The organism is Kitasatospora sp. SolWspMP-SS2h (genome assembly GCF_003259315.1).
Lineage (GTDB): Bacteria > Actinomycetota > Actinomycetes > Streptomycetales > Streptomycetaceae > Kitasatospora > Kitasatospora fiedleri.
The window spans coordinates 72,344-98,217 of sequence record NZ_QLLT01000023.1; the positions used below are offsets into that span (position 1 = coordinate 72,344).

The 25,874-nt window shown below is 74.7% G+C and carries 28 protein-coding genes and 2 pseudogenes; 17 read left to right on the forward strand and 13 right to left on the reverse strand.

Going from position 1 to position 25,874, the window contains the following annotated elements; genetic code table 11:
• Nucleotides 1-204 precede the first annotated feature (204 nt).
• On the forward strand, nt 205-1,338 hold the full coding sequence (locus K353_RS26005; RefSeq protein WP_111555965.1) for a methyltransferase domain-containing protein: 1,134 nt from the start codon (nt 205-207) through the stop codon (nt 1,336-1,338).
• Nucleotides 1,339-1,433: 95 nt separating this feature from the next.
• Here the strand turns inward: K353_RS26005 and K353_RS26010 are convergent, their stop codons facing one another.
• From K353_RS26010 to K353_RS37290, 3 genes and pseudogenes are all read right to left on the reverse strand, one after another.
• Nucleotides 1,434-1,649, reverse strand: coding sequence for a DUF397 domain-containing protein (locus K353_RS26010; protein WP_111555966.1), 216 nt, complete (start codon nt 1,647-1,649; stop codon nt 1,434-1,436).
• A 50-nt stretch (nt 1,650-1,699) separates the two neighbouring features.
• Nucleotides 1,700-2,200, reverse strand: a pseudogene (locus K353_RS37285) (DUF5753 domain-containing protein); the annotation flags it as partial.
• A 49-nt stretch (nt 2,201-2,249) separates the two neighbouring features.
• A pseudogene (locus tag K353_RS37290) lies at nt 2,250-2,453 on the reverse strand (multiprotein-bridging factor 1 family protein); the annotation flags it as partial.
• Nucleotides 2,454-2,722: 269 nt separating this feature from the next.
• On the opposite strand from K353_RS37290, the gene K353_RS26015 reads away from it, so the two are divergent.
• From K353_RS26015 to K353_RS26040, 6 genes are all read left to right on the forward strand, one after another.
• Complete coding sequence (locus K353_RS26015) at nt 2,723-3,910, forward strand: acetoin utilization protein AcuC (RefSeq protein ID WP_111555967.1); 1,188 nt, start codon at nt 2,723-2,725, stop codon at nt 3,908-3,910.
• Nucleotides 3,907-4,764 carry a phosphatase gene (locus K353_RS26020; RefSeq protein WP_233533838.1) on the forward strand — a complete coding sequence of 286 codons (858 nt, stop codon included), beginning with the start codon at nt 3,907-3,909 and terminating at the stop codon, nt 4,762-4,764. Before K353_RS26015 ends, K353_RS26020 begins: the two co-directional genes overlap by 4 nt.
• Nucleotides 4,765-4,881: 117 nt before the next feature.
• Nucleotides 4,882-5,091: a helix-turn-helix domain-containing protein gene (locus K353_RS26025; protein WP_014136488.1), complete on the forward strand. Its 210-nt coding sequence runs from the start codon at nt 4,882-4,884 to the stop codon at nt 5,089-5,091.
• Nucleotides 5,092-5,214: 123 nt separating this feature from the next.
• Complete coding sequence (locus K353_RS26030) at nt 5,215-5,313, forward strand: 30S ribosomal protein bS22 (protein ID WP_003948845.1); 99 nt, start codon at nt 5,215-5,217, stop codon at nt 5,311-5,313.
• A gap of 147 nt (nt 5,314-5,460) precedes the next feature.
• Nucleotides 5,461-6,516: an NAD-dependent epimerase/dehydratase family protein gene (locus K353_RS26035; RefSeq protein WP_111555968.1), complete on the forward strand. Its 1,056-nt coding sequence runs from the start codon at nt 5,461-5,463 to the stop codon at nt 6,514-6,516.
• Nucleotides 6,513-7,517, forward strand: a complete 1,005-nt coding sequence (locus tag K353_RS26040) for a lysophospholipid acyltransferase family protein (protein WP_111555969.1) — start codon at nt 6,513-6,515, stop codon at nt 7,515-7,517. Before K353_RS26035 ends, K353_RS26040 begins: the two co-directional genes overlap by 4 nt.
• A gap of 61 nt (nt 7,518-7,578) precedes the next feature.
• On the opposite strand, the gene K353_RS34950 is transcribed toward K353_RS26040, so the two are convergent.
• The 3 genes from K353_RS34950 to K353_RS26060 form a co-directional block, all read right to left on the reverse strand.
• The gene (locus tag K353_RS34950; protein WP_199528249.1) at nt 7,579-8,787 is read right to left on the reverse strand and encodes a DUF5667 domain-containing protein; all 1,209 of its coding nucleotides are present in this window, start codon (nt 8,785-8,787) and stop codon (nt 7,579-7,581) included.
• A 303-nt stretch (nt 8,788-9,090) separates the two neighbouring features.
• Nucleotides 9,091-9,966 carry an ECF subfamily RNA polymerase sigma factor, BldN family gene (locus K353_RS26055; protein ID WP_370447657.1) on the reverse strand — a complete coding sequence of 292 codons (876 nt, stop codon included), beginning with the start codon at nt 9,964-9,966 and terminating at the stop codon, nt 9,091-9,093.
• Nucleotides 9,967-10,484: 518 nt separating this feature from the next.
• Nucleotides 10,485-11,417, reverse strand: coding sequence for an HAD family phosphatase (locus K353_RS26060; RefSeq protein WP_111555971.1), 933 nt, complete (start codon nt 11,415-11,417; stop codon nt 10,485-10,487).
• Nucleotides 11,418-11,512: 95 nt separating this feature from the next.
• Between K353_RS26060 and K353_RS26065 the strand changes: the two genes are divergently transcribed.
• The 7 genes from K353_RS26065 (at nt 11,513) to hemB (ending at nt 18,890) form a co-directional block, all read left to right on the forward strand.
• Nucleotides 11,513-11,785, forward strand: coding sequence for a glutaredoxin family protein (locus K353_RS26065; protein ID WP_111555999.1), 273 nt, complete (start codon nt 11,513-11,515; stop codon nt 11,783-11,785).
• Between the two features lie 182 nt (nt 11,786-11,967).
• The gene (locus K353_RS26070; protein ID WP_111555972.1) at nt 11,968-12,651 is read left to right on the forward strand and encodes a 3'-5' exonuclease; all 684 of its coding nucleotides are present in this window, start codon (nt 11,968-11,970) and stop codon (nt 12,649-12,651) included.
• A gap of 107 nt (nt 12,652-12,758) precedes the next feature.
• Nucleotides 12,759-13,634, forward strand: coding sequence for a redox-sensing transcriptional repressor Rex (locus K353_RS26075; protein ID WP_111556000.1), 876 nt, complete (start codon nt 12,759-12,761; stop codon nt 13,632-13,634).
• Nucleotides 13,635-13,665: 31 nt separating this feature from the next.
• The gene (locus K353_RS26080) at nt 13,666-15,210 is read left to right on the forward strand and encodes a glutamyl-tRNA reductase (RefSeq protein ID WP_111555973.1); all 1,545 of its coding nucleotides are present in this window, start codon (nt 13,666-13,668) and stop codon (nt 15,208-15,210) included.
• A gap of 41 nt (nt 15,211-15,251) precedes the next feature.
• On the forward strand, nt 15,252-16,226 hold the full coding sequence (gene hemC, locus K353_RS26085) for a hydroxymethylbilane synthase (protein ID WP_111555974.1): 975 nt from the start codon (nt 15,252-15,254) through the stop codon (nt 16,224-16,226).
• Nucleotides 16,223-17,842, forward strand: a complete 1,620-nt coding sequence (locus K353_RS26090) for a uroporphyrinogen-III synthase (protein WP_100837724.1) — start codon at nt 16,223-16,225, stop codon at nt 17,840-17,842. Before hemC ends, K353_RS26090 begins: the two co-directional genes overlap by 4 nt.
• Nucleotides 17,843-17,909: 67 nt before the next feature.
• Nucleotides 17,910-18,890 carry a porphobilinogen synthase gene (gene hemB, locus K353_RS26095; protein WP_111555975.1) on the forward strand — a complete coding sequence of 327 codons (981 nt, stop codon included), beginning with the start codon at nt 17,910-17,912 and terminating at the stop codon, nt 18,888-18,890.
• A gap of 55 nt (nt 18,891-18,945) precedes the next feature.
• Here the strand turns inward: hemB and K353_RS26100 are convergent, their stop codons facing one another.
• The 4 genes from K353_RS26100 to K353_RS26115 all read right to left on the reverse strand — a co-directional run bounded on the left by K353_RS26100 (nt 18,946) and on the right by K353_RS26115 (nt 21,019).
• Nucleotides 18,946-19,509 (reverse strand): RNA ligase family protein, encoded by a 564-nt coding sequence (locus tag K353_RS26100; protein WP_111555976.1) that lies wholly within the window; start codon nt 19,507-19,509, stop codon nt 18,946-18,948.
• Between the two features lie 211 nt (nt 19,510-19,720).
• Nucleotides 19,721-19,978, reverse strand: a complete 258-nt coding sequence (locus K353_RS26105) for a hypothetical protein (RefSeq protein WP_100837727.1) — start codon at nt 19,976-19,978, stop codon at nt 19,721-19,723.
• Nucleotides 19,979-20,181: 203 nt separating this feature from the next.
• Nucleotides 20,182-20,526 (reverse strand): rodlet layer protein, encoded by a 345-nt coding sequence (locus K353_RS26110; RefSeq protein WP_111555977.1) that lies wholly within the window; start codon nt 20,524-20,526, stop codon nt 20,182-20,184.
• A gap of 148 nt (nt 20,527-20,674) precedes the next feature.
• Complete coding sequence (locus K353_RS26115) at nt 20,675-21,019, reverse strand: rodlet layer protein (RefSeq protein WP_111555978.1); 345 nt, start codon at nt 21,017-21,019, stop codon at nt 20,675-20,677.
• A gap of 277 nt (nt 21,020-21,296) precedes the next feature.
• On the opposite strand from K353_RS26115, the gene K353_RS26120 reads away from it, so the two are divergent.
• Nucleotides 21,297-22,004: a hypothetical protein gene (locus K353_RS26120; RefSeq protein ID WP_111555979.1), complete on the forward strand. Its 708-nt coding sequence runs from the start codon at nt 21,297-21,299 to the stop codon at nt 22,002-22,004.
• A gap of 91 nt (nt 22,005-22,095) precedes the next feature.
• Here K353_RS26120 and K353_RS26125 read toward each other — a convergent pair whose 3' ends face one another.
• The 3 genes from K353_RS26125 to K353_RS26135 form a co-directional block, all read right to left on the reverse strand.
• Nucleotides 22,096-22,479: a hypothetical protein gene (locus tag K353_RS26125; protein WP_111555980.1), complete on the reverse strand. Its 384-nt coding sequence runs from the start codon at nt 22,477-22,479 to the stop codon at nt 22,096-22,098.
• A gap of 112 nt (nt 22,480-22,591) precedes the next feature.
• Nucleotides 22,592-22,885 (reverse strand): chaplin, encoded by a 294-nt coding sequence (locus K353_RS26130; protein ID WP_111555981.1) that lies wholly within the window; start codon nt 22,883-22,885, stop codon nt 22,592-22,594.
• A gap of 88 nt (nt 22,886-22,973) precedes the next feature.
• On the reverse strand, nt 22,974-23,216 hold the full coding sequence (locus tag K353_RS26135; protein ID WP_100837733.1) for a chaplin: 243 nt from the start codon (nt 23,214-23,216) through the stop codon (nt 22,974-22,976).
• A gap of 445 nt (nt 23,217-23,661) precedes the next feature.
• Between K353_RS26135 and K353_RS26140 the strand changes: the two genes are divergently transcribed.
• Both K353_RS26140 and K353_RS26145 read left to right on the forward strand, forming a co-directional pair.
• The gene (locus K353_RS26140; protein ID WP_030457840.1) at nt 23,662-23,901 is read left to right on the forward strand and encodes a chaplin; all 240 of its coding nucleotides are present in this window, start codon (nt 23,662-23,664) and stop codon (nt 23,899-23,901) included.
• Between the two features lie 315 nt (nt 23,902-24,216).
• Entirely contained in the window at nt 24,217-25,872 is a 1,656-nt protein-coding gene (locus K353_RS26145; RefSeq protein ID WP_233533839.1) for an RICIN domain-containing protein, read from the forward strand.
• Nucleotides 25,873-25,874: the final 2 nt, after the last annotated feature.

Here is a 25,874-nt window from a genome sequence, read left to right on the forward strand (position 1 = left end):
CGGCTCGCACCGCTCTCTACCGTCGAAGTCCCACACCCTCGACAGCAACGGCAAGGAGGCCGGCATGGACATCGAGGTGGAGAACGACAACGGAGGCGGTGGCGGAAGCGGGGGAGACGGGCACCCCGGCACGCCGTGGACGCCGCCGCCCGCACCGCCGTCTCCGGACGGCACGACTCCGCCCGGAGACGGCGGACACCGCAGGTGACGCTCGCACCCGAGCAGGAGGACCGCCCCGAGCCGGGGCGGTCCTTCCCCGTCGCCGCCGCATGGGCACCGGCCTTCGCCGCCGTGCCGCGCTCGCTGTTCCTGCCGGACCTCATCTGGGCGTACGACATGGCCACCGGCACCAGCCGCCCCCTCGATCGGACCGCCGACGAGAGCACCTGGCGGGCGGCCGCCGCCGCGGACATCCCGATCGTCACCCAGTGGGACGACGGTGAGCACCGGGGCACCGAGCCCGGCACGGTGCCGACCAGCTCCGCCTCACAGCCGTCCCTGGTCGCCGCCATGCTGGACGACCTCCGGGTCGAGTCCGGGATGCGGGTGCTGGAGCAGGGCACCGGCACGGGCTGGAACGCCGCCCTGCTCGCCCACCGGATCGGCGACGCGAACGTGACCACCATCGAGATCGACCCCCAGGTCTCCGCCCGGGCCCGGGCCGCGCTGCACGCCGCCGGTCACCGCCCGCACCTCGTGTGCGGGGACGGCGCGCTCGGCCATCCGCCCGGAGCCCCGTACGACCGGATCACGGTGACGTACGGGCTGCGGGAGATCCCGCGCCCGTGGATCGAGCAGACCCGTCCCGGCGGGATGATCCTGGCTCCCTTCGGCACCCACTACTCCAACGCCGACGCCCTGGTCCGCCTCACCGTGGCCCGCGACGGCACCGCGACCGGGCCGTTCCTCCAGCCGGTCGAGTTCATGAAGATGCGCTCCCAACGCCTGCGGTGGCCGAACGCCCCGGCCGACGGAGGCACGGTCGCCGAGGGCACCACCACCGCCACGCTGCCCGGGCACGGCAAGTTCGACCCGTTCCCGCTCGCTGCCGGCCTGCGCCTGCGCGACGTCGTCCACGCCGTCCAGCCCCACGAGGACGGCGCCCGGACGCTGTGGCTCTACTCCCTCACCGTCCCGGCCTGGGCCGCAGCGACCTTCCGCGACGGCGAGACCGCCCACCTGGTCCGCCAGTACGGCGGTCGCCGCCTCTGGGACGACTTCGAGCGGGCCCTTGCCTGGTGGCACGAAGCGGGCCGGCCCGGGACCGGACGCCTCGGACTCACCGTCACCCCGGACGGCTGGCACGCCTGGCTCGACGACCCCGCCCAACCGGTCTGACCGGCCGCACGGCGGAACGCCCTCCCCGGGGACGGACGTTCTCGGCGACGGGCGACGGGCGACGGGCGACGGGCGACGGGCGACGGGCGACGCGGTCAGGCCGGGTCGAACCGGCCGGTCGCGGTGGCGGTGACGAAGGCCGCCCAGGCGGTGGGGGTGAACTCCAGGTGGGCACCGTGCGGGTCCTTGGAGTCGCGGACGTGGCCGAAGGCGGCGTCGTCCACCTTGATGCACCCGCCGCCGTCGGAGTTGCTGTGGCTGCTCTTGCGCCAGCGGCGCCCGGCGGGCGGCGCGGGGTCGTCACGGGCCATCGTGGGCCAGTCCTTCCCACTCGGCACTGATCCCACTGCTCGGACAGCGCCTGGGCCTTCAGCAGATCGTAGAGCTCCCTGCGTTCCGCGACGTCGCCCTCCCCTTCGGAGACCGTCCCGGCCCGGGTGGTCTCCTCGTAGGCGATCTGCCGGCCGTCCTCCAGCCCGAGGAGCCAGAGCGACGCGGTCTCGGAGTGGGCGCCGGCGGAGAAGGGGAGCACCTGCACCGCGACGTTCGGGAGCCGGGCCGCCGCGAGGACGGCGCGCAACTGCTCGGCCATCTCGGCCCGGCTGCCGATCCGGCGGCGGATCGCGCTCTCGTCGAGGATGAACCGGTACCGGCACTCCGCGCTGTTGTGCAGGCGGACCTGCCGTCCGAGCCGCGCGCACGCGCTGCTCGACCTCCTCCTCCGGGCCGTGGGGGAGGCCGGAGCGCAGGATGTGCCGGGCGCACGCCCCGGTCTGGAGCAGGCCGTGGATGCCGGGGCTGTAGGACTCGTCCAGCTCGGCCCGGTCGGCGAGGGCCAGGATCTCCCGGTACTTCGCGGGATGGTCCTCCTGCCGGGCCAGGGGCAGCAGCCGCACGAAGCGGCCGTCCGTCGCGAACACCCGGTCCAACTCCTCGGACAGGCCGTCGGGCACGCGGTGCTCCCCGGTCTCCACCCGGAACAGGACGGTGGCGGGGCAGTGCGTCTCGGCGGCCAGGCGGTCCGGCGACCAGCCGTGCTCCTCCCGGAGCCGCAGGACCTCGGACCCGTAGAACTGGCGGGCGCCCGGGGCCGGGCGCCGCTTCCGGAAGGCCATGGCCGTCCTCCCCCCTCTCCGTGGTGCACGCGTGCCGTGCGACGGGACGCGGAGTTCCGCCGCGTTCCGGCTCCCGGCCGGCGCGTGCCCCTCCCGCCCAGGCCGGTACCGTTCCGCGACGCCCGGGGCGCGGAGCGTGACAATCGCGGGGCGGGGAGGGGCCGGTGGCCGCCGGGGCCGCCGCCCCGCCCTCCCGCGACGGCGGCGCCGCCCGCGAAACCGCCCGGAGCGGACCGGGTGCCGGGGGCGGTCCCGATACGGTGGGGGCCATGGCGGAAACCACCTGCGGCCTGCACCTGTTCTGGGACGAGGCAGAGACCGGATACGACTTCGGGCCCGGGCACCCGATGGACCCGACGCGCCTGGCGCTGACGATGCGGCTGGTCGAGTCACTGGGGCTGGCGGCGCGGCCGTCCGTGACGGTGCGTTCGGCACCGGCCGCGGGGGACTCGACGCTGCGGCTGGTGCACACCGCCGAGTACGTGGCGGCGGTGAAGCGGGCCGCCGCCGACCCGTCCGCCGTCGACGCCGCGCACGGGCTAGGGACGGACGACAACTGGGCGTTCCCGGGGCTGCACACCGCGTCCGCGCTGATCGCCGGCCAGTCGGTGGCCGCCGCCGAGGCGGTCTGGCGCGGGGAGACCCCGCACGCCGTCAACTTCGCGGGCGGGCTGCACCACGCGATGCCCGGGCGGGCGTCCGGGTTCTGCGTCTACAACGACCCGGCGCTGGCCATCGCCCGGCTGCTCGAACTCGGCGCCGAGCGGATCGCCTACGTCGACGTGGACGTCCACCACGGCGACGGCGTGCAGCAGGCGTTCTGGAACGACCCCCGGGTGCTGACCGTCTCGCTGCACGAGAGCCCGGCCACGCTGTTCCCGCAGACCGGCTGGGCCACCGAGACCGGCGGCCCGGACGCCGAGGGCACCGCCGCCAACCTCCCGCTGCCCGCCGGGACGGGCGACGCCGGCTGGCTGCGCGCCTTCCACGCGCTGGTGCCGGAACTGCTGGCCGCGTTCCGCCCGCAGGTGATCGTCAGCCAGCACGGCGCCGACACCCACGTCGAGGACCCGCTGGCCCACCTCGCCGTCACCGTCGACGCCCAGCGGCTGATCGCCGAGGCCGTCCACCGCCTCGCCCACGAGCACGCCGACGGCCGCTGGATTGCCACCGGCGGCGGCGGGTACGCGGTGGTCGACGTGGTGCCCCGCACCTGGACGCACCTGGTGGCCACCGCCGCCGGCCACCCCGTCGACCCGGCCACCGAGACGCCCGAGGCGTGGCGCGCCGAGGTGTACCGGCTCACCCGCCGCCCCGCCCCGCTGCGGATGACCGACGGCGCCACCCCGCACTGGTCCGACTTCCAGGACGGCGGCTACGACCCGGCGGACCGGCTCGACCAGGCGATCCTGGCCGCCCGCCGGGCCGTCCTGCCGCAGCACGGGCTGATCCCGTGACCGCCCGGCCCGCCCGGACCACCCGTGCCGAGCTGCGCGCCTACCTGGTCAAGCACCGCCTGGCCGGCCCCGAGGTCCCCACCCCCCGGCAGAACAACCTGCGCCACTACCGGCTGTTCGCCCAGGGCGACCCCAAGGCCCTGATGGGACTGGAGCCGGAGCCCCGCCGCGACGAGGCCGCCGTGCTGCGGCTGATGGCCGCACGCGTCGGGGTGAACCCCGACCCGCGCCACACCCGGGGCCCGGACTCCATCGACCCCGACCGCACCCTCGACGCCCTGGACCGCCTCGCCGCCCTGCTGCGCCGCACCGCCGACCGGCGCGGCAGCGTGCTGGCCGGCACCGGCCACCCCACCAAGCTGGCCGGCTTCCACCGCGCGCTGGCCGAGGCGCTCGAAGCGGCCGGCTGCACCGTGCACACCCCCGCGCGCGGGGCGCGCTTCCGCGAGCCCACCCCCGAGGGCGAGCGCCCCCGTTACCTCGACGTACTCGACGGCGTCCTGGTGGTGCGCGCCCTGGACGGCCCCGACGGGCCCGGCCGCCCGGGCCCCGGCGACCTCGCGCACACCCACTCCCCGCTGCCCGTCCGGCTCGCCCTGACCGCCCTCGCCGACGCCGGACACCCCCCGCCCGACCTGGTCCTGGGCGACCACGGCTGGCTCTGCGGCGCGGGCCGCCTCGGCATCCCGGCCGGCGGCGTCGCGGACTGCAACGACGTCGCCCCGTTCGCCGCCGAGGCGGACGGCCTGGTGGAGGTGGTCGTCCCGCTGGAGGACGGCTCCGCGCCGAGCTGCTACGTTCCGCTGAGCGACTACGTACTGCAACGGGCGGATCTCGCACCGTACAACAGGTGACGGCCCCCCTCTTCCCACCCGTACCATGCATAACTACTCTGGGGATACACGTGTGCCGGTGGAGTCACCGGAGGGGAAGCCGGTGCCTTGCACACGGGTAAGGGTCGGTGATGGGTCATGAGTTCCGGCGAGCGTCCCCTGCAGGATGTCGTCTTCCTGACCGTGGCCGAGGTCGCCTCGGTGATGCGGGTGTCGAAGATGACGGTCTACCGTCTGGTGCACAGCGGCGAGCTTCCGGCCATCCGGGTCGGCCGCTCCTTCCGGGTGCCCGAGCAGAAGGTGCACGAGTACCTCCAGGAGTCCTACGTGCGGCTCGAAAGCGCGTAGCTCACCACCACCACGGGCACCGATTACGGCAAACGCGAGGTGGACGGTAGGCTAGGGCCTCCGTCAGTCGTATGGACTCCCGTTCTCTCACGGGCGCGGGTCCGAGTGAGCGAGGAATGTTCCGTGGGCTCTGTCATCAAGAAGCGTCGCAAGCGTATGGCCAAGAAGAAGCACCGCAAGCTTCTGAAGCGCACTCGCGTGCAGCGTCGCAACAAGAAGTAACACCGCCTGCGGTCGCCTCGCGTCGCCAGGTTTCCGTCCTGCCCGTCCCGGATTGATTTCCGGGGCGGGCAGTGGCGTTTCAGCCCGGGTGTCCTCCGCGCGGTACGGTGCAGACGCAGGGTGGGCATCCAGGGAGGACGGGGCAGCGTGGGCAAGGTCGTGCTCGTCACCGGCGTGGCGCGCCCGCTCGGCGCGCGCTTCGCCGAGCGGATCGCCGAACGGCCCGAGGTGGACCGGGTGGTGGGGGTGGACGCCGTCCCGCCGCCGCCCGGACTCCCGCCCGGCGTCCGGTACGCCCGGGTCGACCCGCGGCGCCCCGCGGTCGCCCGGGTGATCGCCGAGCACGGGGTCGACACCGTCGTGCACCTCAACGTCACCGCGCTCGGCCACGGCGGCCGGGCCGCGGTGAAGGAGAGCAACGTCATCGGCACCATGCAGCTGCTCGGCGCCTGCCAGCAGGCCCCCGGGCTGGCCCGGCTGGTGGTCAAGTCCACCACCGCCGTCTACGGTTCCGCGCCCCGCGACCCGGCCATCTTCGGCGAGCTGACCCAGCCCAAGGCGCTGCCCCCCGGCGGCTTCGCCCGGGACGCCGCCGAGGTCGAGGGCTACGTCCGCGGCTTCGCCCGCCGCCGCCCCGACGTCGCGGTCACCGTGCTGCGCTTCGCCAACATCCTCGGCCCGGACGGCGACACCCCGCTCGCCGCGTACTTCCGCCTCCCGGTGCTGCCCACCGCCTTCGGCCACGACCCCCGGCTCCAGTTCGTCCACGAGGACGACGCCCTGGAGGCGCTGCGGCTGGCCGTCCTCGGCGCGCCCCCCGGCACCTACAACGTCGCCGGGGACGGCGTCCTGCTGCTCTCCCAGTGCGCCCGCCGGCTCGGCCGCCCCACCGTCCCGCTGCTGCGGCCCGCGCTCGGCCTGGTCGCCCGGCTGACCCGGCGGCTGGCCGCCCCCGCGGACCGCGCCTTCTCCCAGGAACAGCTCCAACTGCTCACCCACGGACGGGTGGTGGACACCGCCCGGCTGCGCGAACGGCTCGGCTGGAGCCCGCGCCGGACCACCCCGGAGACCTTCGCCGACTTCGTCGCGCACTGCCCGCCCGGCCCGCTGCCGCCCGAGCGGCTGACCGCCGTCACCGACCGGCTGGCCGGCCTGCTCGACGACCACCACCCCACCGAGACCCAGGAGTTGAGGCCGCGATGACAGCCGCCCGGGAGTCCGCCGACCCGGCGGCCAAGGTCATCCCGATCGAGTCCGCCCCCAGCTGGAGCGGCCCGGAGCCGCGGCCCGCCCTCGCCGACCGGATCGCCGACGGCGTCGGCGCGGCCCTCGCCGGACAGCTCGGCGCCACCGCCACCCGGGTCCTCGGCAGGGGCTGGGAGGAGCGGGCCGCCCACGGCCTCGGCTTCCTGCGCCGCCGGCTCACCGGCGACTACGAGGTCGACGACTTCGGCTTCGACCGGGAGCTCACCGAGGAGGTCTTCCTCGCCCTGCTGCGGCCGCTCGCCGAGAAGTACTTCCGGATCGAGGTCCGCGGCACCGAGCACATCCCCGCCGAGGGCGGCGTGCTGATCGTCGCCAACCACTCCGGCACCATCCCGCTGGACGCCCTGATGACCCAGGTCGCCGTCCACGACCACGCCGACCGCCACCTGCGGATGCTCGCCGCTGACCTGGTCTTCGTCCTCCCCGTGGTCAACGAGCTCGCCCGCAAGGCCGGACACACCCTGGCCTGCAACGAGGACGCCCAGACCCTGCTGGAGCGCGGCGAGGTGGTCGGCGTCTGGCCCGAGGGCTTCAAGGGCATCGGCAAGCCCTTCGCCGACCGCTACAAGCTCCAGCGCTTCGGCCGGGGCGGCTTCGTCGCCTCCGCGCTGCGGGCCGGCGTCCCGATCGTGCCCTGCTCGATCGTCGGGGCCGAGGAGACCTACCCCATGATCGGCAACTTCAAGTCCCTGGCACGCCTGCTCGGCCTGCCCTACGTCCCGATCACGCCCACCTTCCCCTGGCTCGGCCCGCTCGGCGCGATCCCGCTGCCCACCAAGTGGACCATCCAGTTCGGCGAGCCGATCCCCACCGACAGCTACCCGAAGGACGCGGCGGAGGACCCGATGCTGGTCTTCAACCTCACCGACCAGGTCCGGGAGACCATCCAGCACACGCTGTACAAGCTGCTGGTGCAGCGGCGCTCCGTCTTCGGGTGACCCACTGGCCGGGGGGCGGGGGGAGCCGTCCGGCTCCCCCCGCCCCCCGGCCGACGCGCCCTCAGTCGAGCGTCAGCCCCGGCAGCAGGCCCGGGATGAGCGGCGGCAGGGTGATGCCCGGCACCGCGCCCTGGGCGGGCGCGGACGGGGAGCCCGAGGGGGCCGCCGGGGCGGCGCCGCCGGAGGCCGCCGGGGAGCCGGTCGCGGCGGGGGAGGCCCCGGTGCCGGTCAGGCCGCCCAACAGGTCGCCGAGCCCGCCCGAGGTGGCCGCGCCGGGCGGCGGCGTGACCCGCACGGACGGGACGGCGCCCGGCGCGTGGCCGCCGCTCGCGCCGCCGGACGCCCCGGTGCCGGGCAGCAGCGGCTGCTGCCCCGTACCGGTGCCGGTGCCGGCGCTGCTGCCGCCGTCCCCGCCGCTCCCGGCGGTGCTCCCGCTGCCGCCGCTGCCGCCCTGGCCGGGGGTCTGCTCCAGCCTGAGCGGCGCGACGTCCTCGCTTATGTCGTCGAAGAGCTGGTCGACCTTGGTGGCCTGGCTGCTCAGCCCGGACGGGAGCCTGGACTGCAGGACCGACCAGCGCTGGTCCTCCCCGGCGAAGCCGGCGAGCTGGCGCATCGGGGTGAGCGAGCCGTTGGTGCGGTAGACGGCGCGCAGCAGGTCCCGGCCGCGCAGCGCCTCGGCGTGCATGTCGTCGAGCGCGCGGCGGACCTGGTCGACCGTGGCGGGGCTGAGCGCGGTCGGGCCGTCGGAGCGGCCGAGCAGCGACTGCGCCTCGTCGAGGCGGGTGGACGCCTGCTGGAGCAGCAGCGCGCCGCGCTCGGTGTCGTTGTCCGCCCAGTCGAGGCGCAGCCCCTCCAGGCCGCGCTTCATGCCGTACAGGGCGTCGCCGGGGAGGGCGTTGGTGGAGGCGGCGGCGGCCCCGGCGAACCCGCCGACCGCGACGCCGGCGACCAGGCCGCCGATGGCCAGGCGGCGGCCCCAGCGGGTGCGCTGGGCGCGCCGACCGCGCTGGGCGGGCAGGACCGCGGTGGGGGCGCCACCGGCCCACTCCTGCTCGAACGCGGCCATCAGCTGGGCACGTTGGACCGTCCGCGCCTCGGCGCTGAGCTCGGGGGCGGGGACCGCGCCGAGCGCGTCGGCCGTCGCGAGGAGCTCGGTCATGGCGGCGGAGCCTGCCCGGTGCGAGCCGCTGCTCCGGTGGTCACTCTGGTGGGCCTCCAGCGCCTCGGCGAAGGACTTCGCCCGCCGGTGCTCCAGCACGTTTGCCGTCACGGGCCACACCTCCCTTCGTCGTTTTCGACACCGTGGCCCACCGGTTGGTTGTCCCGACAGGCCGAAACCACACCATCGGGTGACAGTTCGAGTTCCCGCTTGACCGCGGGCCCGGTGGCGGATTGCACGCTGGCCAACGAGCGGTGTCCGGAGTCGGTTACGCACGACCCCCCTGGCGTATTAAGCAGAGCAGATGACCGCCGCTTCACCCGGACGTGCCTGTGCCCGGAGCGGGTTGACGGCCCGTCGGGCGCCGGCGGGCGCGACGACGGCCCGTGGGCTATCGCGTCCACGGTCGGCGGTTCACCTGGCGTCCGGCGGCAGCAGGCGGGCCAGCGTGCGCACCGCCCGGTACTGCAGCGTCTTGATGGCGCCCTCGTTCTTGCCCATGATCCGGGCCGTCTCGGCGACCGACAGGCCCTGCAGGAAGCGCAGCGTGACGCACTCCTGCTGCTGCGGGTTGAGCCGGCGCACCGCGTCCAGCAGGGCGGCGTTGGAGAGCGACTCCAGCACCGACTCCTCGGGGCTGCGCTCGCACTCGTTGGAGTCGAGCATCTCGCCGGTGGTGACCTCCAGCCGGAACCGGCTGGACTTGAAGTGGTCGGCCACCAGGTTGCGGGCGATGGTCACCAGCCAGGCGCCGAAGTCGCGGCCCTGCCAGGTGAAGGTGCCGATCCGGCGCAGCGCGCGCAGGAAGGTCTCGCTGGTCAGGTCCTCGGCGGTGGCCCGGCTGCCGACCCGGTAGTAGATGTACCGGTACACGGTGTCGGCGTAGTGGTCGTAGAGCCGGCCGAAGGCCTCGCTCTCGCCGTTCTGGGCCCGCTCGACCAGCTCCACCACCGGGTTGTGCTCGGTGTCGTAGCCGGGACCGGCGGGCGCGCTGCGGGAGCGGCCGCGGCTGCCGGGGGCGGGCACGGCGCGGCCGCGCGGACCGGTGGCGGGGGTGCTGCCGGAGGTTCCGCCGCCGGCGGAGCCGGTCGTGGTCGAGCGCAGCAGCGGCGCGGCGAACGCGGCCGGGGCGGGCGCGGCGAACGCGGGGCCGGCCACCGCGGGCTGCGGGACGGCCAGTTCGAACTCGCGGATCGCGGCCCACAGCCGTTCCAGGCGCACACCGCGGCGCAGAGTGGCGGTCGACGGGCGGGAGGCGGCTGGCGCGTCGTTCCGGACGGGTGGGTACACGGGACTCCCAGAGGCAGAACTGTGGACGGATCACCTCCGCCTGTGCGGAGAGCACGCCGCACGGACCGCCCGTCACGGGGACGCTGCGGGCGGGGTGCATCCAGGAGAGAATAACGCTTTGTGCAATGACAGCTACACCGCGTGGTCGAAGTGGTCGATTGAGGTCCACTTCTTGCGGATATTCACCTGTCGATGACCGGAGTTGGCGCCATCCATCCGGCTCAATGTGACCACTTGTGCACATCGGGTGACCGAACACCGGTGCGCGGGCCGGGTTTCCCCGCTACCGGCCGCCCCAACCCATGACTTTGCCCGTCTGCCGAACGATCAGTTCCGGTCAGGGCCGGACGTTCCCGAACCGCCGCCCGCCCGGAGCGGGTTCACCCCCGCTGACGTGCACGACCACCCGCCGGGGGGCGTGTCGGCGGCGCCGCGTTGACGCCGGGTGCGGCGCCGCGTTGACGCCGGACCGACGCGTCGCTGCGGTGGCGCCGCGTCGCCCCGGTGCCGGCGCGGCGTCAGGCCCGCTGCCGGCGGTGCACCGCGACCGCCGCCGCGGCCGCCCCCACCAGCACGCCCAGCCCGGCCGCCGCCGGGACGCCGATCCGGGCCGCCTTCCGCCCGGTCCGGAAGTCCCGCACCCGCCAGCCCATCGCCCGGGCGTGCCGGCGCAGCTCCCCGTCCGGGTTGATCACGTACGGGTGGCCGACCAGGCTCAGCATCGGGATGTCGTTGGCGGAGTCGCTGAACGCCGCGCAGCGCGCCAGGTCCAGGTGCTCGCGGCGGGCCAGCGCCTGCACCGCGGCGGCCTTGGCCGGGCCGTGCAGCATCCCGCCGACCAGCCGGCCGGTGTACTCGCCGTCCCGGGTCTCCGCGACGGTGCCGAGCGCGCCGGTCATGCCCAGCCGGCGCGCGATCAGCCGGGCCACCTCCTGCGGCGCGGCGGTCACCAGCCACACCCGCTGCCCGGCGTCCAGGTGCATCTGCACCAGCGCCCGGGTGCCCGGCCAGACCTTCTCGGCCAGCACCGGCTCGAAGATCTCCTCGCAGATCCGCTCCAGGTCCGCGGTGCGCTTGCCGGCCACCAGTCCGAGCGCGCTGTCCCGGGCGTCGGCGATGTGCTCCGGATTCTCCGCGCCGCGCAGCCGGAACGCCGCCTGCTGCCAGGCGAACCGGGCCAGGTCGCGGCGGGAGAAGAACCGCCGCCGGTACAGCCCGACCCCGAGGTAGAAGATCGCCGCGCCGCGCAGGATCGTGTTGTCGCAGTCGAAGAACGCGGCGGCCCGGACGTCCCCGGGCTCCGGCGTGTGGTCGCCCGCCGGCGCCTCGGGGGCCTTCGACGGCTCCGGCGCGAGCTGGGCGCTGGCGGCGTCGGCGGCGGCCTCGGCCGCCAGGGCGGTCCGGTCGTCGGTGGAACGCCTTGACTGGGTGAGCCTTCGTAGCGCGGCCATGCGACGAGCATAGTCAGCGCGCCCGCCCGGCCCCGTGACCGAGGAGTGCCCGGGCAGTGAACGGGCGGCGGCGCGACGAGCGGCACAATGAACCGGTGAGCCTGCTGCGACGCGCGGGGAAGAACCCCGCCGACACCACCGTCACCCTGATCGGCAAGCCCGGCTGCCACCTCTGCGAGGACGCCCGCGCGGTGATCCTCAGGGTCACCGCCGAGCTGGGCGCGTCCTTCGAGGAGAAGGACGTCCTCCAGGACCCGGCCCTCTACGCGCAGTACGCCGAGCAGATCCCGGTCACCCTGGTCGACGGCCGCCAGCACGACTTCTGGCGGGTCGACGAGGCCCGGCTCCGCAAGGCGCTGGGCGCCTAGCCCGCCACCCCCGGCCGGCCCCGCCTCCTGCCCGCCCCGCCGCCGGATCCGCCGCCCGCCCCTCCCGCGGCAACGGTGCTTCGTGAACGCCCGATGAAGATCGGCCTAGGAGTTCCCTCACTTCTCGGCTTACGATCGAACGGTTTCCGTGTCCGCCGGGGGCCGTGCAAGAGGAGGGCGCGATGAGCGGCTACGCCGTCGTCGACGTCGAGGCCACCGGTCGCAGCCCCTGGCGCCACCGGGTGGTCGAGGTCGCCGTGGTGCAGCTGGACGCCGCGCTGCGCACCGAGCGGGAGTTCGCCACCCTGCTCGACCCGGCCGGCCCGGTCGGACCGACGCACGTGCACGGGATAGCGCAGGGCGACGTCGAGGGCGCGCCGAAGTTCCGGCAGATCGCGCCGCGGCTGCTGGAGCTGCTGGCCGGCCGGGTGCTGGTGGGCCACCACGTGACCTGCGACCGGGCGTTCCTGGAGCGCGAGTTCGCCCGGATCGGGGTGGCGCTGCCGCCGGTGCCGCTGCTGTGCACGATGCGCATCGCCCGCCGGATGCTGCCGGAGGCGGGCGGGTTCGGCCTGTCCGCGTGCGTGGAGGCGGCCGGGCTGGGCCGGTTCCCGGCGCACACCGCGCTGGGCGACGCGCGGGCGACGGTCGAGCTGCTGCGGCACTGCCGTCGGACGGGCTGCGCGGACGTCCGGCTGCCGGCCGCCCCCGCCGGGCCCGCGGTGCCGTGGCCGCGGTTGGGCCCGGCCGGGTCGGCGCGCTCCCGGGCGGAGGCCCCGCTGCGGTGCCGGGTGGCGCCGCCGGGGCCGTGGCCGGCCGGGGCGGAGGGCCCGCGGGCGCTGACCGGTTCGGCGGGCGACGAGTGATGCGTGTCACTGTTCGGGGACAAATCGGACACCATCTTTGTGCACACGTTCACAAACGCATAGCCTGGCGGTCCAAGCCCAGCTTCACCCACAGGAGCAACGTGGCAATCGGCCGACCCTCACCCAGCAGTTCGCAGACGCCCGACCAGGGCGCCGCGCGCAGGCCCTCGCGTGCGCGGGGCATCCCGGAGGCGACCGTGGCCCGCCTCCCGCTCTACCTGCGGGCCCTGACCGCGCTCTCCGAGCGCTCGGTCCCGACCGTCTCCTCCGAGGAGCTGGCCGCCGCCGCCGGGGTGAACTCGGCGAAGCTCCGCAAGGACTTCTCCTACCTGGGCTCCTACGGCACCCGCGGCGTCGGCTACGACGTGGAGTACCTCGTCTACCAGATCTCCCGCGAGCTGGGCCTCACCCAGGACTGGCCGGTCGTCATCGTCGGCATCGGCAACCTGGGCCACGCCCTCGCCAACTACGGCGGTTTCGCCTCCCGCGGGTTCCGGGTGGCCGCCCTGCTGGACGCCGACCCGCAGGTGGTGGGCAGCACCGCCGCGGGCCTGCCCGTGCGGCACATGGACGAGCTGGAGGAGATCGTCGCCACCCAGCAGGTCTCCATCGGCGTGATCACCACCCCGCCCGGCGCCGCCCAGCAGGTCTGCGACCGGCTGGTGGAGGCCGGCGTGACCAGCATCCTGAACTTCGCCCCGACCGTGCTGACCGTGCCGGACGGGGTGGACGTGCGCAAGGTCGACCTGTCGATAGAGCTGCAGATCCTCGCCTTCCACGAGCAGCGCAAGGCCGGCGACGAGCCGTCCGCGGGCGACTCGGTGCTCGACCGCGCCCCCGGCCCGGTCCGGGCCGCGGCCGCCAAGCTGCGCCGGGCCGCCGGCGGCAAGGCCGAGCAGGCCAAGGGCGCCCCCGCCGCCAAGGGCGCCCCCGCCGCCAAGGGCGGCCCGGACGACGACCTGTCCGCGGTGATGCCGGCGTGAGCACGAACATCCGTCACGACGAGGTGGGGGCATGAGTCTTCTGGTAGTCGGTCTGAGCCACCGGACCGCGCCGGTCGGCGTGCTGGAGCGCGCGGCGCTCACCGGCGACAGCCCGACCCGGGTGCTGCACGAGGCGGCCGCCTCGGCGACCGTCGGCGAGGCCGCGCTGGTCAACACCTGCAACCGGATCGAGCTGTACGCCGACGTGGACAAGTTCCACGCGGGCGTCGCCGAGCTGTCCCAACTGCTCGCCGGGCACAGCGGCGTCGACCTCGACGAGCTCACCCCCCACCTGTACGTGCACTACGAGGACCGGGCCGTCCACCACCTGTTCTCGGTGGCCTGCGGACTGGACTCGATGGTCGTCGGCGAGGGCCAGATCCTCGGCCAGCTGCGCGACGCGCTGGCCAAGGCGCAGGAGGAGCACACCGCGGGCCGCGGCCTGAACGAGCTGTTCCAGCAGGCCCTGCGGGTCGGCAAGCGGGCGCACAGCGAGACCGGCATCGACCGGGCCGGGCAGTCGCTGGTCACCTTCGGCCTGGAGCAGGTCGCCGCCGGGGCCGGCCCGGTGGCCGGCAAGCGCGCCCTGGTGGTCGGCGCGGGCTCGATGAGCTCGCTGGCCGCCGCCACCCTGGTCCGCTCCGGCGTCACCGACCTGCTGATCGCCAACCGCACCCCGGCCCGCGCCCAGCGGCTGGTGGAGATCCTCGGCGGCACCGCCCGCACCCTGGACCTCGCGAAGGTCCCGCAGGCGCTCGCCGACGTCGACCTGGTGATCTCCTGCACCGGCGCGGCCGGCACCGTCATCGACGCCGCCGAGGTCGCCGCCGCCATCGCCGTACGGCGCTCGCGAGCCGAAGGGCGCGCCGGTGTCGAAAGCGACGAGCGACAAGCGACCGACGAAGGAGGAAGTGCCGGAGCGAGGAGCGTCGACGCCGGGTCAGAGCGCCCGGAGGCGAGTCGAGAAAACACGGCCGCCCGCACCGCCGCCTCCCCGCTGGCCTTCCTCGACCTGGCCATGCCCCGGGACGTCGACCACGCCGTGCGCGAGCTGGACGGCGCCCTGCTGGTCGACCTGGAGAGCCTCTCGCACGCGCACGCCGCCACCCCCGGCGCCGGCGACGTGGACGCCGTGGCCACCATCGTCGCGGACGAGGTCACCGCCTTCGGCCAGGCCCAGCGCGCCGCCCGGATCGCCCCCACCGTGGTCGCCCTGCGGGCCATGGCCTCCGAGGTGGTCCGTGGCGAACTCGCCCGGCTCACCTCCCGGCTGCCGGACCTGGACGAGCGCTCCAGCGCGGAGATCTCGCAGACCGTCCGCCGGGTGGTCGACAAACTGCTGCACGCCCCCACCGTCAAGGTCAAGCAGCTCGCCGCCGAACCCGGCGGGGCCTCCTACGCGGAGGCCCTGCGCGAGCTGTTCGACTTGGACCCCGCGGCGGTGCACGCTGTCTCCGGCACCCCGATCGGCGCCCAGGCGGGTTCCTCGATCCCGCCGGGCGGCGTCCCCGCCGCCCAGGCCGCCCTCGCCCCGCCCGCCGGAGCGACCGCCCCGCCCGCCGGAGCCACCAGATGAACACCCCGTCAGCCCCCCAGCACGACCAGGACGATCACCTCATGAATGGTCCAGAGACAGTGACGCCGCTGCGCCTCGGCACCCGCCGCAGCGCCCTCGCCATGGCCCAGTCGGGCATGGTCGCGGAGGAGGTGGTCGCGATCACCGGCCGCCGGGTGGAACTGGTCGAGATCACCACCTACGGGGACGTCTCCCGCGAGTCGCTGGCCCAGATCGGCGGCACCGGGGTGTTCGTCTCGGCCCTGCGCGACGCCCTGCTGGAGGGCCGGATCGACCTGGCCGTCCACTCGCTCAAGGACCTGCCCACCGCCGCCCCCGCCGGGCTGCTGCTGGCCGCCGTCCCCGAGCGCGAGGACGTCCGGGACGCGCTGGTCGCCCGCGACGGCCTGGACCTGGCCGGGCTGGTCGGCGGGAGCGCCGGCCGCCCCGTCCGGATCGGCACCGGCTCCCCGCGCCGGATGGCCCAGCTGAACGCCTGGGCCCGCGCCCGCGGCGCCGACCTGGAGACCGTGCCGATCCGCGGCAACGTCGACACCCGGATCGGCTACGTCGCCTCCGGCCAACTCGACGCCGTGGTGCTGGCCACCGCCGGACTCAACCGGCTCGGCCGCTCCGCCGAGATCACCGAGCACCTCGACCCCGCGCTGATGCTCCCCGCCCCCGGGCAGGGCGCGCTCGCCGTCGAGTGCGTCGACCCGACCCTGGCCGCCGTGCTGGCCCGGCTCGACCACCGCCCCACCCGGGCCGCCGTGGTCGCCGAGCGCGCCCTGCTGGCCACCCTGGAGGCGGGCTGCTCCGCCCCGGTCGCCGCACTGGCCGGCTGGACCGGCACCGAACTGCGCCTGGACGGCGTGGTCGGCACCACCGACGGCACCGAACTGCTCAAGATGTCCGCCAACGGCCCCCTCGTCCCCGACGAGACCGCCGAGGAGCAGGCCGCGGCCCTGGGCCGCGCCCTGGCCACCAGGCTGCTCGACACCGGAGCGGCCGACCTGATGGGGGAGCGCGCCCGATGACCGCCGCCGGATTCCACCCGCCCGCAGGGCGCTGCACCTTCCTCGGCGCCGGCCCCGGCGACCCCGGACTGCTCACCCTGCGCGCCGTCGACGTGCTCGGCACCGCCGACGTCCTGGTCGCCGACCCGCTGACCGCCGCCGCGGTCCGCACCCACTGCCCGAGCGGCGTCCAGGTCCTCGACCCGGCCGACGCCGGCCGGGAGCTCGCCGACCTGGCCGCCGACGCGGTCCGGGCCGGCCGCCACCTGGTCCGCACCGTCGACGGCGACCCCGGCCTGGACGGCTGCGCCGCCCAGGAGATGCTGCGCTGCGCCCAGGCCGGCGTGCCCTTCGAGGTCGTCCCCGGCGTCGCCCAGTCGGTCGGCGTGCCCGCCTACGCGGGCGTGCCGCTGCGCGGCGGCCAGGGCGCGGACGTCCGCTTCGTGGACGCCGAGGCGCTGCTGGCCGGCCAGGTCGTCGACCTGGGCTCGCCGGAGACCACCCTGGTGGTGCGCACCACCCTGGGCCAGCTGCCCGCCACCGCCAACTCCCTGGTGGCGCACGGCCGCAAGCCCGACGCGGCGCTCTCCGCCACGCTCTCCGGCACCACCACCCGGCAGCGCACCTTCACCTCCACGCTGGCCGCCATCGCCGCCGACCTGAAGGCCGCCCGGGTGCTGCCCTCGCCGGTCTCCGCCCCGGTGGACCCGGCGACCTCGGTGATAGCCGTGGTGGGCGAGCAGGTCGCCCACCGCGCCTCGCACTCCTGGTTCGAGACCAAGCCGCTGTTCGGCTGGAACGTCCTCGTCCCGCGCACCAAGGAGCAGGCCCACGGCCTGTCCGACCAGCTGCGCTCGTACGGCGCGGTGCCGCAGGAGGTGCCGACCATCGCGGTCGAGCCGCCGCGCACCCCGCAGCAGATGGAGCGGGCCATCAAGGGCCTGGTCACCGGCCGCTACGAGTGGATCGCCTTCACCTCGGTCAACGCCGTCAAGGCCGTCCGGGAGAAGTTCGAGGAGTACGGCCTGGACGCCCGGGCGTTCGCCGGGATCAAGGTCGCGGCGGTCGGCGAGACCACCGCCCAGGCGCTGGTCGACTTCGGCGTCAAGCCCGACCTGGTGCCCTCCGGCGAGCAGTCCGCGGCCGGGCTGCTGGAGGACTGGCCGCCGTACGACCCGGTGTTCGACCCGATCGACCGGGTGCTGCTGCCGCGCGCCGACATCGCCACCGAGACCCTGGTGGCCGGCCTGGTCGAGCTCGGCTGGGAGGTCGACGACGTCACCGCGTACCGCACGGTGCGCGCCTCGCCGCCGCCAGCCGAGACCCGGGAGGCGATCAAGGGCGGCGGCTTCGACGCGGTGCTGTTCACCTCGTCCTCGACCGTCCGGAACCTGGTCGGCATCGCCGGCAAGCCGCACAACGTGACCGTCATCGCCTGCATCGGCCCGGCCACCGCCAAGACGGCGGAGGAGCACGGCCTGCGGGTCGACGTGATGGCCCCGGCCCCGTCCGCGTCCGCGCTCGCCCAGGCGCTGGCCGACTTCGGGGCCACCCGCCGGGACGCCGCCACCGCGGCGGGCGAGCCGGTCTACCGGCCGAGCGAACGCCGCCCCGGCTCGCGCCGCAAGGCGCGCTGACCCTCCGGCGGGGGGAGGCCGCGGCCTCCCCCCGCCGCGTCCTTCCGTGACTCAGGGAGCCTTCGAAGTGTCCGCCGAATTCCCGTCCGTCCGCCCGCGCCGACTGCGCTCCACCCCGGCGATGCGCCGCCTGGTCGCCGAGACCCGGCTGCACCCGGCCGAGCTGATCCTCCCGGCGTTCGTCCGCGAGGGCATCACCGAGCCGAAGCCGATCACCTCGATGCCGGGCGTCGTCCAGCACACCCGGGACACCCTGCGCCGGGCCGCCGTCGAGGCCGCCGAGGCCGGGATCGGCGGCCTCATGCTGTTCGGCGTCCCCGAGGTGCAGGACGCGGTCGGCTCCGAGGGCACCAACCCCGAGGGCATCCTCCAACTGGCCATCCGCGACGTGGTCTCCGAGGTCGGCGACCGGCTGGTCGTGATGTCCGACCTGTGCCTGGACGAGTACACCGACCACGGCCACTGCGGCGTGCTCGCCGAGGACGGCTCGGTCGACAACGACGCCACCCTGGAGCGCTACGCCGAGATGGCCGTGGTCCAGGCCGACGCGGGCGTCCACCTGGTCGGCCCGTCCGGGATGATGGACGGCCAGGTCGCGGTGGTCCGCAGGGCGCTGGACGCGGCCGGCCACCGGGACACCGGCATCCTCGCCTACACCGCCAAGTACGCCTCGGCGTTCTTCGGCCCGTTCCGGGAGGCCGTCGGCTCCTCGCTCAAGGGCGACCGCAAGACCTACCAGCAGGACCCGGCCAACGCCCGCGAGGCGCTGCGCGAGCTGGAGCAGGACGTCGCCGAGGGCGCCGACCTGGTGATGGTCAAGCCCGCCATGGCCTACCTGGACGTCCTGCGCCAGGTCGCCGACGCCTCCCCGGTGCCGGTCTCCGCCTACCAGGTCTCCGGCGAGTACGCGATGGTCGAGGCCGCCGCGGCCAACGGCTGGATCGACCGCGAGCGGACCGTCCTGGAGACCCTCACCTCGATCCGCCGGGCCGGTGCCGAGCAGATCCTCACCTACTGGGCGGTCGAGGCCGCCCGGATGCTGGGCTGACCCGGCCGCGCGACTCCGGCCGCGCGACTCCGGCCGCGCGCCGGGCGCGCCCGGCTCAGGCGGACCCCGGGAAGTCCTTCCGCTTGATCTTGGCGCGCCGCCCGTCCGGGTGGTGGAAGACGATGCCCTCGGCGAGCGCGCCCGGCGCGAACCGGCTCTCCAGCCCCGCCAGGTACGCCCGCAGCCCCGCGTAGTCGCGCGGCGCCCCCTCGTACACCGGCGCCTCCCGGTCGAACGGCAGGCACAGGTGCCCGTCCAGCTCCAGCGGGTTGCCCTGGATCCGCGGGCCGAGCGCCTCGCACGGGTGCGCGCCGTCCGGCCAGCCGCGCACGTCGGTGCCCCGGGCGGCGGCCAGGATCCAGCGGTCCTCGGGGGCGTCCTCGGCGGTCTCGGCGTACCAGCCGTCGACGACGCCCGCCCGCTTCTGCGCGGCGCTCGGGTTGCGGCGCTTCTCCACCCGCACCAACTGTCCGGAGCGGACGGTCAGCCGGACGTTCGTGCCGTCCAGCTTCTCGGTCGCCGCGCCCTCCCCGGCGAACACCCAGGCGCACTCGGCGCGCGGGCGGTCCACCACCCGGAAGGCGCCGTCCCGCTCGAACAGCGTCGGAATCTTCTCCACGGCCGTCTCCCCCCTCCGCATCCGGCCCGGGCGGGCCGGTCGGCCAGTCTTCCGCGCGGCGCCGACCGGGACAACGGAGTATCCGGCGGGGCGCCGGCGGCGCGGACGACGGAGGGCGGGGACGACGGAGGGCGGGGACGCCGAAGGGCGGGGACGCCGAAGGGCGCGGCGGCCGTGAACGGCCGCCGCGCCCAGGGGTGCTGACGCGGGGTCAGTGGATGGCGACGATGCCGCCTTCGCCGCCGCCGACGGCGGTGGAGGTGGCCCAGCCGTAGCCGCCGCCCGCGGTGAAGATGTGGGAGGTCTCGGCGAAGCCCGCCCAGTGGCCGGCGACGAAGGGCTCGTCGGCGCTGGCCACGCCCTCGTGGCCGCCGCCGACGGCGACGTGCGCGTACGCGGGGGCGGCGATACCGGCCAGCGCCAGGGCGGCGACCGAGGTGACGACGACCTTGCCCAGCTTGCTCTTCATGGGAGGTTCCTCTCTGCGTCGGGGGAGTGGATTTCTACGGGAACACAGCGGTGCGGCTGGAGCGGCGCTGCACGCGCCCACCGGCGCTCCGATCACCCGATCGCGCCGCGGACGACCGGGTTTCCGGGAGCGGCCGGAGACATGGAACCGCCGGGCCCGCGGGATCGCTCCCCCGGACCCGGCGGTCGGCCACGACCGGAAGGTCAGCCGATCAGGTGGCTGACGCCACCGTCGCCGCTGCCCACGGTGTTCTGGCCGACGACGCAGGTCTGCGCCGGCTTGTTGTCCAGGACGTCGGCCTCGATCGGCACCGCGACGCCGATGACGGCGACGGCGATGTTGTGCACCTCGGGGAGGCAGAGGTTCGGGTTGTCCAGGGTGTGGAAGTTCGGGCTGTGGTTGCCCGAGGTGCCGGTGGCGTTGGTGCCGCCGCTGCCCTGGATGGAGGTGGCGGCGCCGTCCGCGTCGCCGATGGCCATCGCCGGGGAGGCGATCGTGGCGAGACCGGCGGCGGCGACGCCGGCGGCGGCGAGAGCCTTCTTGATCATTGGGTTATTCCTTTTCGGATCTGATGGAGTGGAGCAGCGGCCCGGCGCGTGGCTCGCGCCGGGTCCTGACCGCCGGGCCGGGGGAGCGGACCGGGCGGGTCGTGCCGCGCGGAGCGTGGGGCTCCGCGCCGGGGGCAGCGACGGTGGGTCAGCCGACCAGGTGGGAGACGCCGCCGTCGCCGCTGCCGAGGGTGCCCTGGCCGACCACGCAGGTCTGCTTGGGCTGGTTGTTGAGCGCGTCGACCTCGACCGGGACGGCCACGCCGAGCACGGCGACGCCGACGTTGTGGATCTCCGGGAGGCAGATGTTCGGGTTGTCGGCGAAGTGGAAGTTCGGGCTGTGGTTGCCCCAGGTGCCGGTGGCGTTGGTGCCGCCGTTGCCCTGGATCGAGCCGGCCGAACCGTCCGCGTTGCCGATGGCGACGGCGGGGGTGGACACCGCGGCCAGCGCTGCGGCGGCCAGGCCGACGGTAGCGAAAGTCTTCTTGAGCATGGTGGAGATACCTCTCTGAAATGCTGTTCGAGGGGTGCTGCCCCGTCGTCGTCGGGATCAAAGAATGGCGGCACGGAAAGTTACGGGGTCGGCGGGAAATTCGTCATTGGCCACCGTTTTACCCGCGCGCCGGTCGGATTGTTGACGATGCGGAGATCGGACTATTCAGCCGTTCCGGTCAACACCCGCTATCCGCGGGGGAGCTGGCTCGTTCGCCAGGGTGCCCACCGGGCACTCGAACCGATTTCCCGAACTCCCCGAACGAACGGCGAACAGCATGAAGCTCTCCAAGCGGGCGACCGGCGCCCTGCTGCTGGCGGTCGGCGCCGGCGTGGCGGCGGCGCAGGGCGTGGCCCAGGCGGCTCCGAAGACCCCGGCCGAGGTGGCCGCGATCGAGAACGCCACGGCCGGCCAGGAGGTGCCGTTCAGCATCCCGCTCAGCACGGCCGCCACCCCGCTCCCGCTGCTGCCGGACGGCGGCGGGATCCACGGCGCGATCCCGGCCTCGCCGCTGTCGGCCTCCACCGACAACGGCCAGAGCAGCACCCACCCGGTCCCGGACCAGGTGCTGCCGTCGATCGCCGGCGGCAAGGAGGGCCCCTCGCTGGCCGCGGCGCTGCCGCTGCCCGAGGCCGACCGCGGCGCCGAGCTGGGCACCCTCGGCCTGGACGCCCCGGCCGCCCCGCTCAACCTGGCCGGCCCGGCGCTGGGCCTGGGACAGCCGGTCTCCTTCGTCGAGGGGCAGGGCGGGCAGATCACCGACGCCGCGCTGAGCCTGGACAAGGTCGACCCGCACCTGGTGACCGCGCCGGTGCAGGCCGTCCCGGGGGCGAGCGCCTCGCTCGGCGGCGAGCAGGACCAGCTCTCGGTCACCGACTCGGTGCGGAACCTGGCCGCCACCACCACCGCCACCACCGGCGAGATGATGAACCAGGCCGACCCGGTGGGCACCCTCACCGGCGCGCTGGACCAGAGCAGGGTCTGACCCGGCGGCACGCGAACGGCCCGGGCCCCGTCGGGGGTCCGGGCCGTCGGCGTCCGCGCCGGTCGGTGGGCCGGGTGCTCGGCGTACCGGCTCAGCCCGGCAGCGCGCCGAGCAGCGGGCCGGCCAGCGGGAGGTCCTTCGCGCCGCCGCCGCCGGACAGCGGGGCGGTGAGCGGGGCGGTGCCGACCGGGGCGACGCCGTTGTCGGGGACGACCGCGACGCCGTTGTTCAGCACGTCCGCGCCGGACCCGGCCCACGGGTCGAGCCGCAGCTCCTTCAGCGGGGCGACCGCGTAGCCGAGCGCACCGGTGGTGCTGCCGAGGGCCTGCTGGGCGTCGGTGTTCTGCAGGTGGGTGGTGGGCGCGGGCAGCCCGCCGAGCGGTTCGGTCTCGGCGTGCGCGGCCTGGGCGGTGACGCCGCCGAGCAGCACGGCGGCGCCGAGCGCGGCCACGGCGCCGGTGGTCTTCCGGGTCATCGGCCAATCCTTCGGGGTGAGTGGAGCGGTGCTCCGGGGGAAACGCGCGCGGCCCCCCGGCCGCTGGGCCGAGGGGCGGTCTGCACGGGGTTGCCGATCAGCGGGGGGCTGGTCAGCAGTCTTCGTCGACCGGCGGCTCGTGGTGCTCGTGGTGCTCGGCCGGCAGGTCCACGTTGGCGCAGGAGTTGCCGAACGCCGGGTTCAGCAGGCCGATCACGTTGATCGAGTTGCCGCAGACGTTCACCGGGACGTGCACCGGGACCTGCACGGCGTTGCCGGAGAGCACGCCGGGGGAGTTGGCGGCGACGCCCTCGGCACCGGCCGAGGCGTTGGCCAGACCGGCCGAGCCGAGCACCAGGCCGGCCGCGGCGGCCGACAGGACGGCGGCCTTCTTCACGTTCTGCATGGGGGTTGATCTCCTAGATCACACAGGGAGTTGGTGCGCCGCACCGCACGGGGTCGTGCGGTGCGGCGCGGGCGCTGCGTCAGGCAGTTCAGCCGACGTTGGCGCAGGAGTTGCCGAACGCCGGGTTCAGCAGGCCGATCACGTTCACGGTGTTGCCGCAGACGTTGACCGGGACGTGGACCGGGACCTGGATCAGGTTGCCGGAGAGCACGCCGGGGGAGCCCGCGGCGACGCCCTCGGCACCGGCCGAGGCGTTGGCCAGACCGGCCGAGCCGAGGACCATACCGGCGGCGGCGACGGACAGGACCGCGGCCTTCTTGAAGTTGCGCATAGCTTTCTTCCTCACGTTCTGCCCGACTGTGGATGGTCGGGTGCCGGGCGATCGCATCATCACCCGCGGTTTTCCGGATGCGCCGTGAATGTCACTCACGCGGCCCAACACCCTCGTGTCGCCCGTGGCTTGGGCGACGCGTGCCGCGTCGGGGTGCGCCGACGGCTGCCCACTCACGGCTGGGGGCGGTCGTTTGGCGGCGCGTCCAGGGCGGCACGGGGCTGCCTGTGGAGCGGTGTTCGTGAGGAAGAACGAGCCGACGCGGCCGGGGAAACGGGCGGATTCCCCGATCACCCGAATGCGCGGATTAGGCCGAGTGGGTGATTGTTCGGGGGCGTCCGCAACCGCCCCGGGGCGGCTTCGTTGGCCTGGTGCACGTCCCGTGTGCTTCCTTCGGCAGCCCCCGGCGCGGCAATTGGAAGATCTGATTTATCGAGGAGACTCAATGAGCATCAAGAAGGCCGCCGCCGTCGGCGCCGCTGTCGTGGGCATCGTCGCCGCCGGTGCGGGCTCCGCCATGGCGAGCAGCGGCGCCGAGGGTGTCGCCGCCGGTTCCCCCGGTGTCGCCTCCGGCAACGAGATCCAGGTGCCGGTGCACATCCCGGTCAACCTGTGCGGCAACTCGATCGACGTTATCGGCGCCCTGAACCCGGCGTTCGGCAACTCCTGCGCCAACGTCGGCTGACGCACGGCCCGTCGGCCGAGCCGCCGTCCACACCCTCCTGGCGGGGTGCGGGCGGCGGCTCGTCCGCTTTTCCGGGCCCGGGTCCGCGCCTGGAGCGGCGCCGGGTGCGGTGTCGGGTGCGGGCCGGACGCGGTACCGGGCGCGGACCCGGGCACGTCCGCTGACGCTCCGTCATGCTGTCGCGAGTCTTGTTGTGTTACCTGTCAGTACCTAGCATGTGAGCCTGCCTCATGTTCGCCGGGCCCCCGCCCGGCCCCGTGCTCCGCGCCGCCCGGCAGCCGCCGGGCGATCCCCCACCCTCGCAAGGAGTCATGAGTGTCCAGGTCACTCCTCGGGAAGACCGCCCGCCGCCGCCCACCCGCACTGCTCGCCACCGCCGCGCTGCTCGCCGCCCTCGGCCTCGGCGCCGGGCTCGGCACCGCCGACGCCAGTGCCGCGTCCGGGAACCCGGGCAAGCCCGCCGCGATCGTCGCGCTCGGCGACAGCGCGATCTCCGGCGAAGGCGCCGGCACCGACACCGGCGACGACTACGTCCCCGGCACCGACACCCCCACCAACTACTGCCACCGCTCCACCAGGTCCGAGATATTCGTGACCCAGCTGCCCGGCGTCACCCCGGTCGACCTGGCCTGCTCCGGCGCGCAGACCGGCGACCTGGTCAGCGACCCCGAGCTGGCGAAGATCACCGGCCCCGGCAGCGGCGACTTCGGCGAACCCAAGCAGGACGTCCAACTCGCCGCCACCGCACGCCAGTACGACGTCAAGCTGGTGGTCGTCACGATCGGCGCGAACGACGACTTCGAGTTCGCGAACATCATGATGGACTGCCTCGCCCAGTACTTCCCGATCCCGCAGTCCCAGGGCTGCCGGGACACCATCGGCAGCGCCGAGATCACCCGCCGCGCCGCCGGCGTCAAGCCCAAGGTGACCGCCGCGCTCACCAGCGTCCGCGACGCGATGCGGGCGGCCGGCTACGCGGACGACTCCTACCAGCTGGTCTACCAGTCGTACTTCAACCCGATCACCCCCGACATCCGGCGCAACGACTACGCCGGCAAGGTCGCCGACGGCTGCCCGGCCTTCCCCGAGGACCTCGCCTGGGGCCACAACTGGGTGGTGCCCACCCTCAGCGACGCCCTGCGCGAAGCCGCCGCCGGCGTCCCCGGCGTGCGCTACCTCGACCAGCGCCGGGTCGCCTTCGGCCACGAGGTCTGCGCCGAGTGGACCAGCTCGCCGTACGAGTACACCAACGGCGACGTGATCGACCTGTCCGAGAAGACCCGCAACGGCTGCGACAGCCCGATCTCCATCCCCGGCCTGTGCATGAACAACGTCCGCCAGTCGTACCACCTGCGGGTCGCCGGGTACGCCGCCGAGGCCGCCTGCCTGCGGCAGTTCTACCAGCAGGCCGCGCTCGGCCAGGCGTTCTGCTCGCTCAACCAGCAGAACACCACCTCGATCACCCCGCTCACGCCCGGCAAGCCGTTCCCCGACACCCCCGAGGACGGCGCCTGGTACCAGCTCACCAACCAGTCCGACGGCCGGGCGCTCGACCTGTCCGGCGGCGGCAGCTACGGCGACTCCACCAACGGCCGCACCGCCCTCACCTATCCGGCCACCGGCGGGCTCAACCAGTCCTTCGTGTTCGAGGCCAAGGCCGGCGGCTCCTACGAACTCGACTTCAGCGGCAACCGCGACATGTGCCTCGACGTGGCCGGCGCCTCCACCGCACCCGGCGCCAAGATCGAGCAGTGGCGCTGCAACGGCGGCGGCAACCAGCACTGGCTGCTCCAGCCCGTCGGCGACGGCAGCTACAAGCTCGCCGACTCCCAGGACCCGACCAAGCTCGCCACCGCCACCACCCAGACCGACGCCCAGGGCAACCACCTGGTCCAGCTCGCCGCCGACAACGGCTCCGCCGCCCAGCACTGGCAGCTCACCAAGCTCGGCATCGTCTACCTGCACGGCTGACG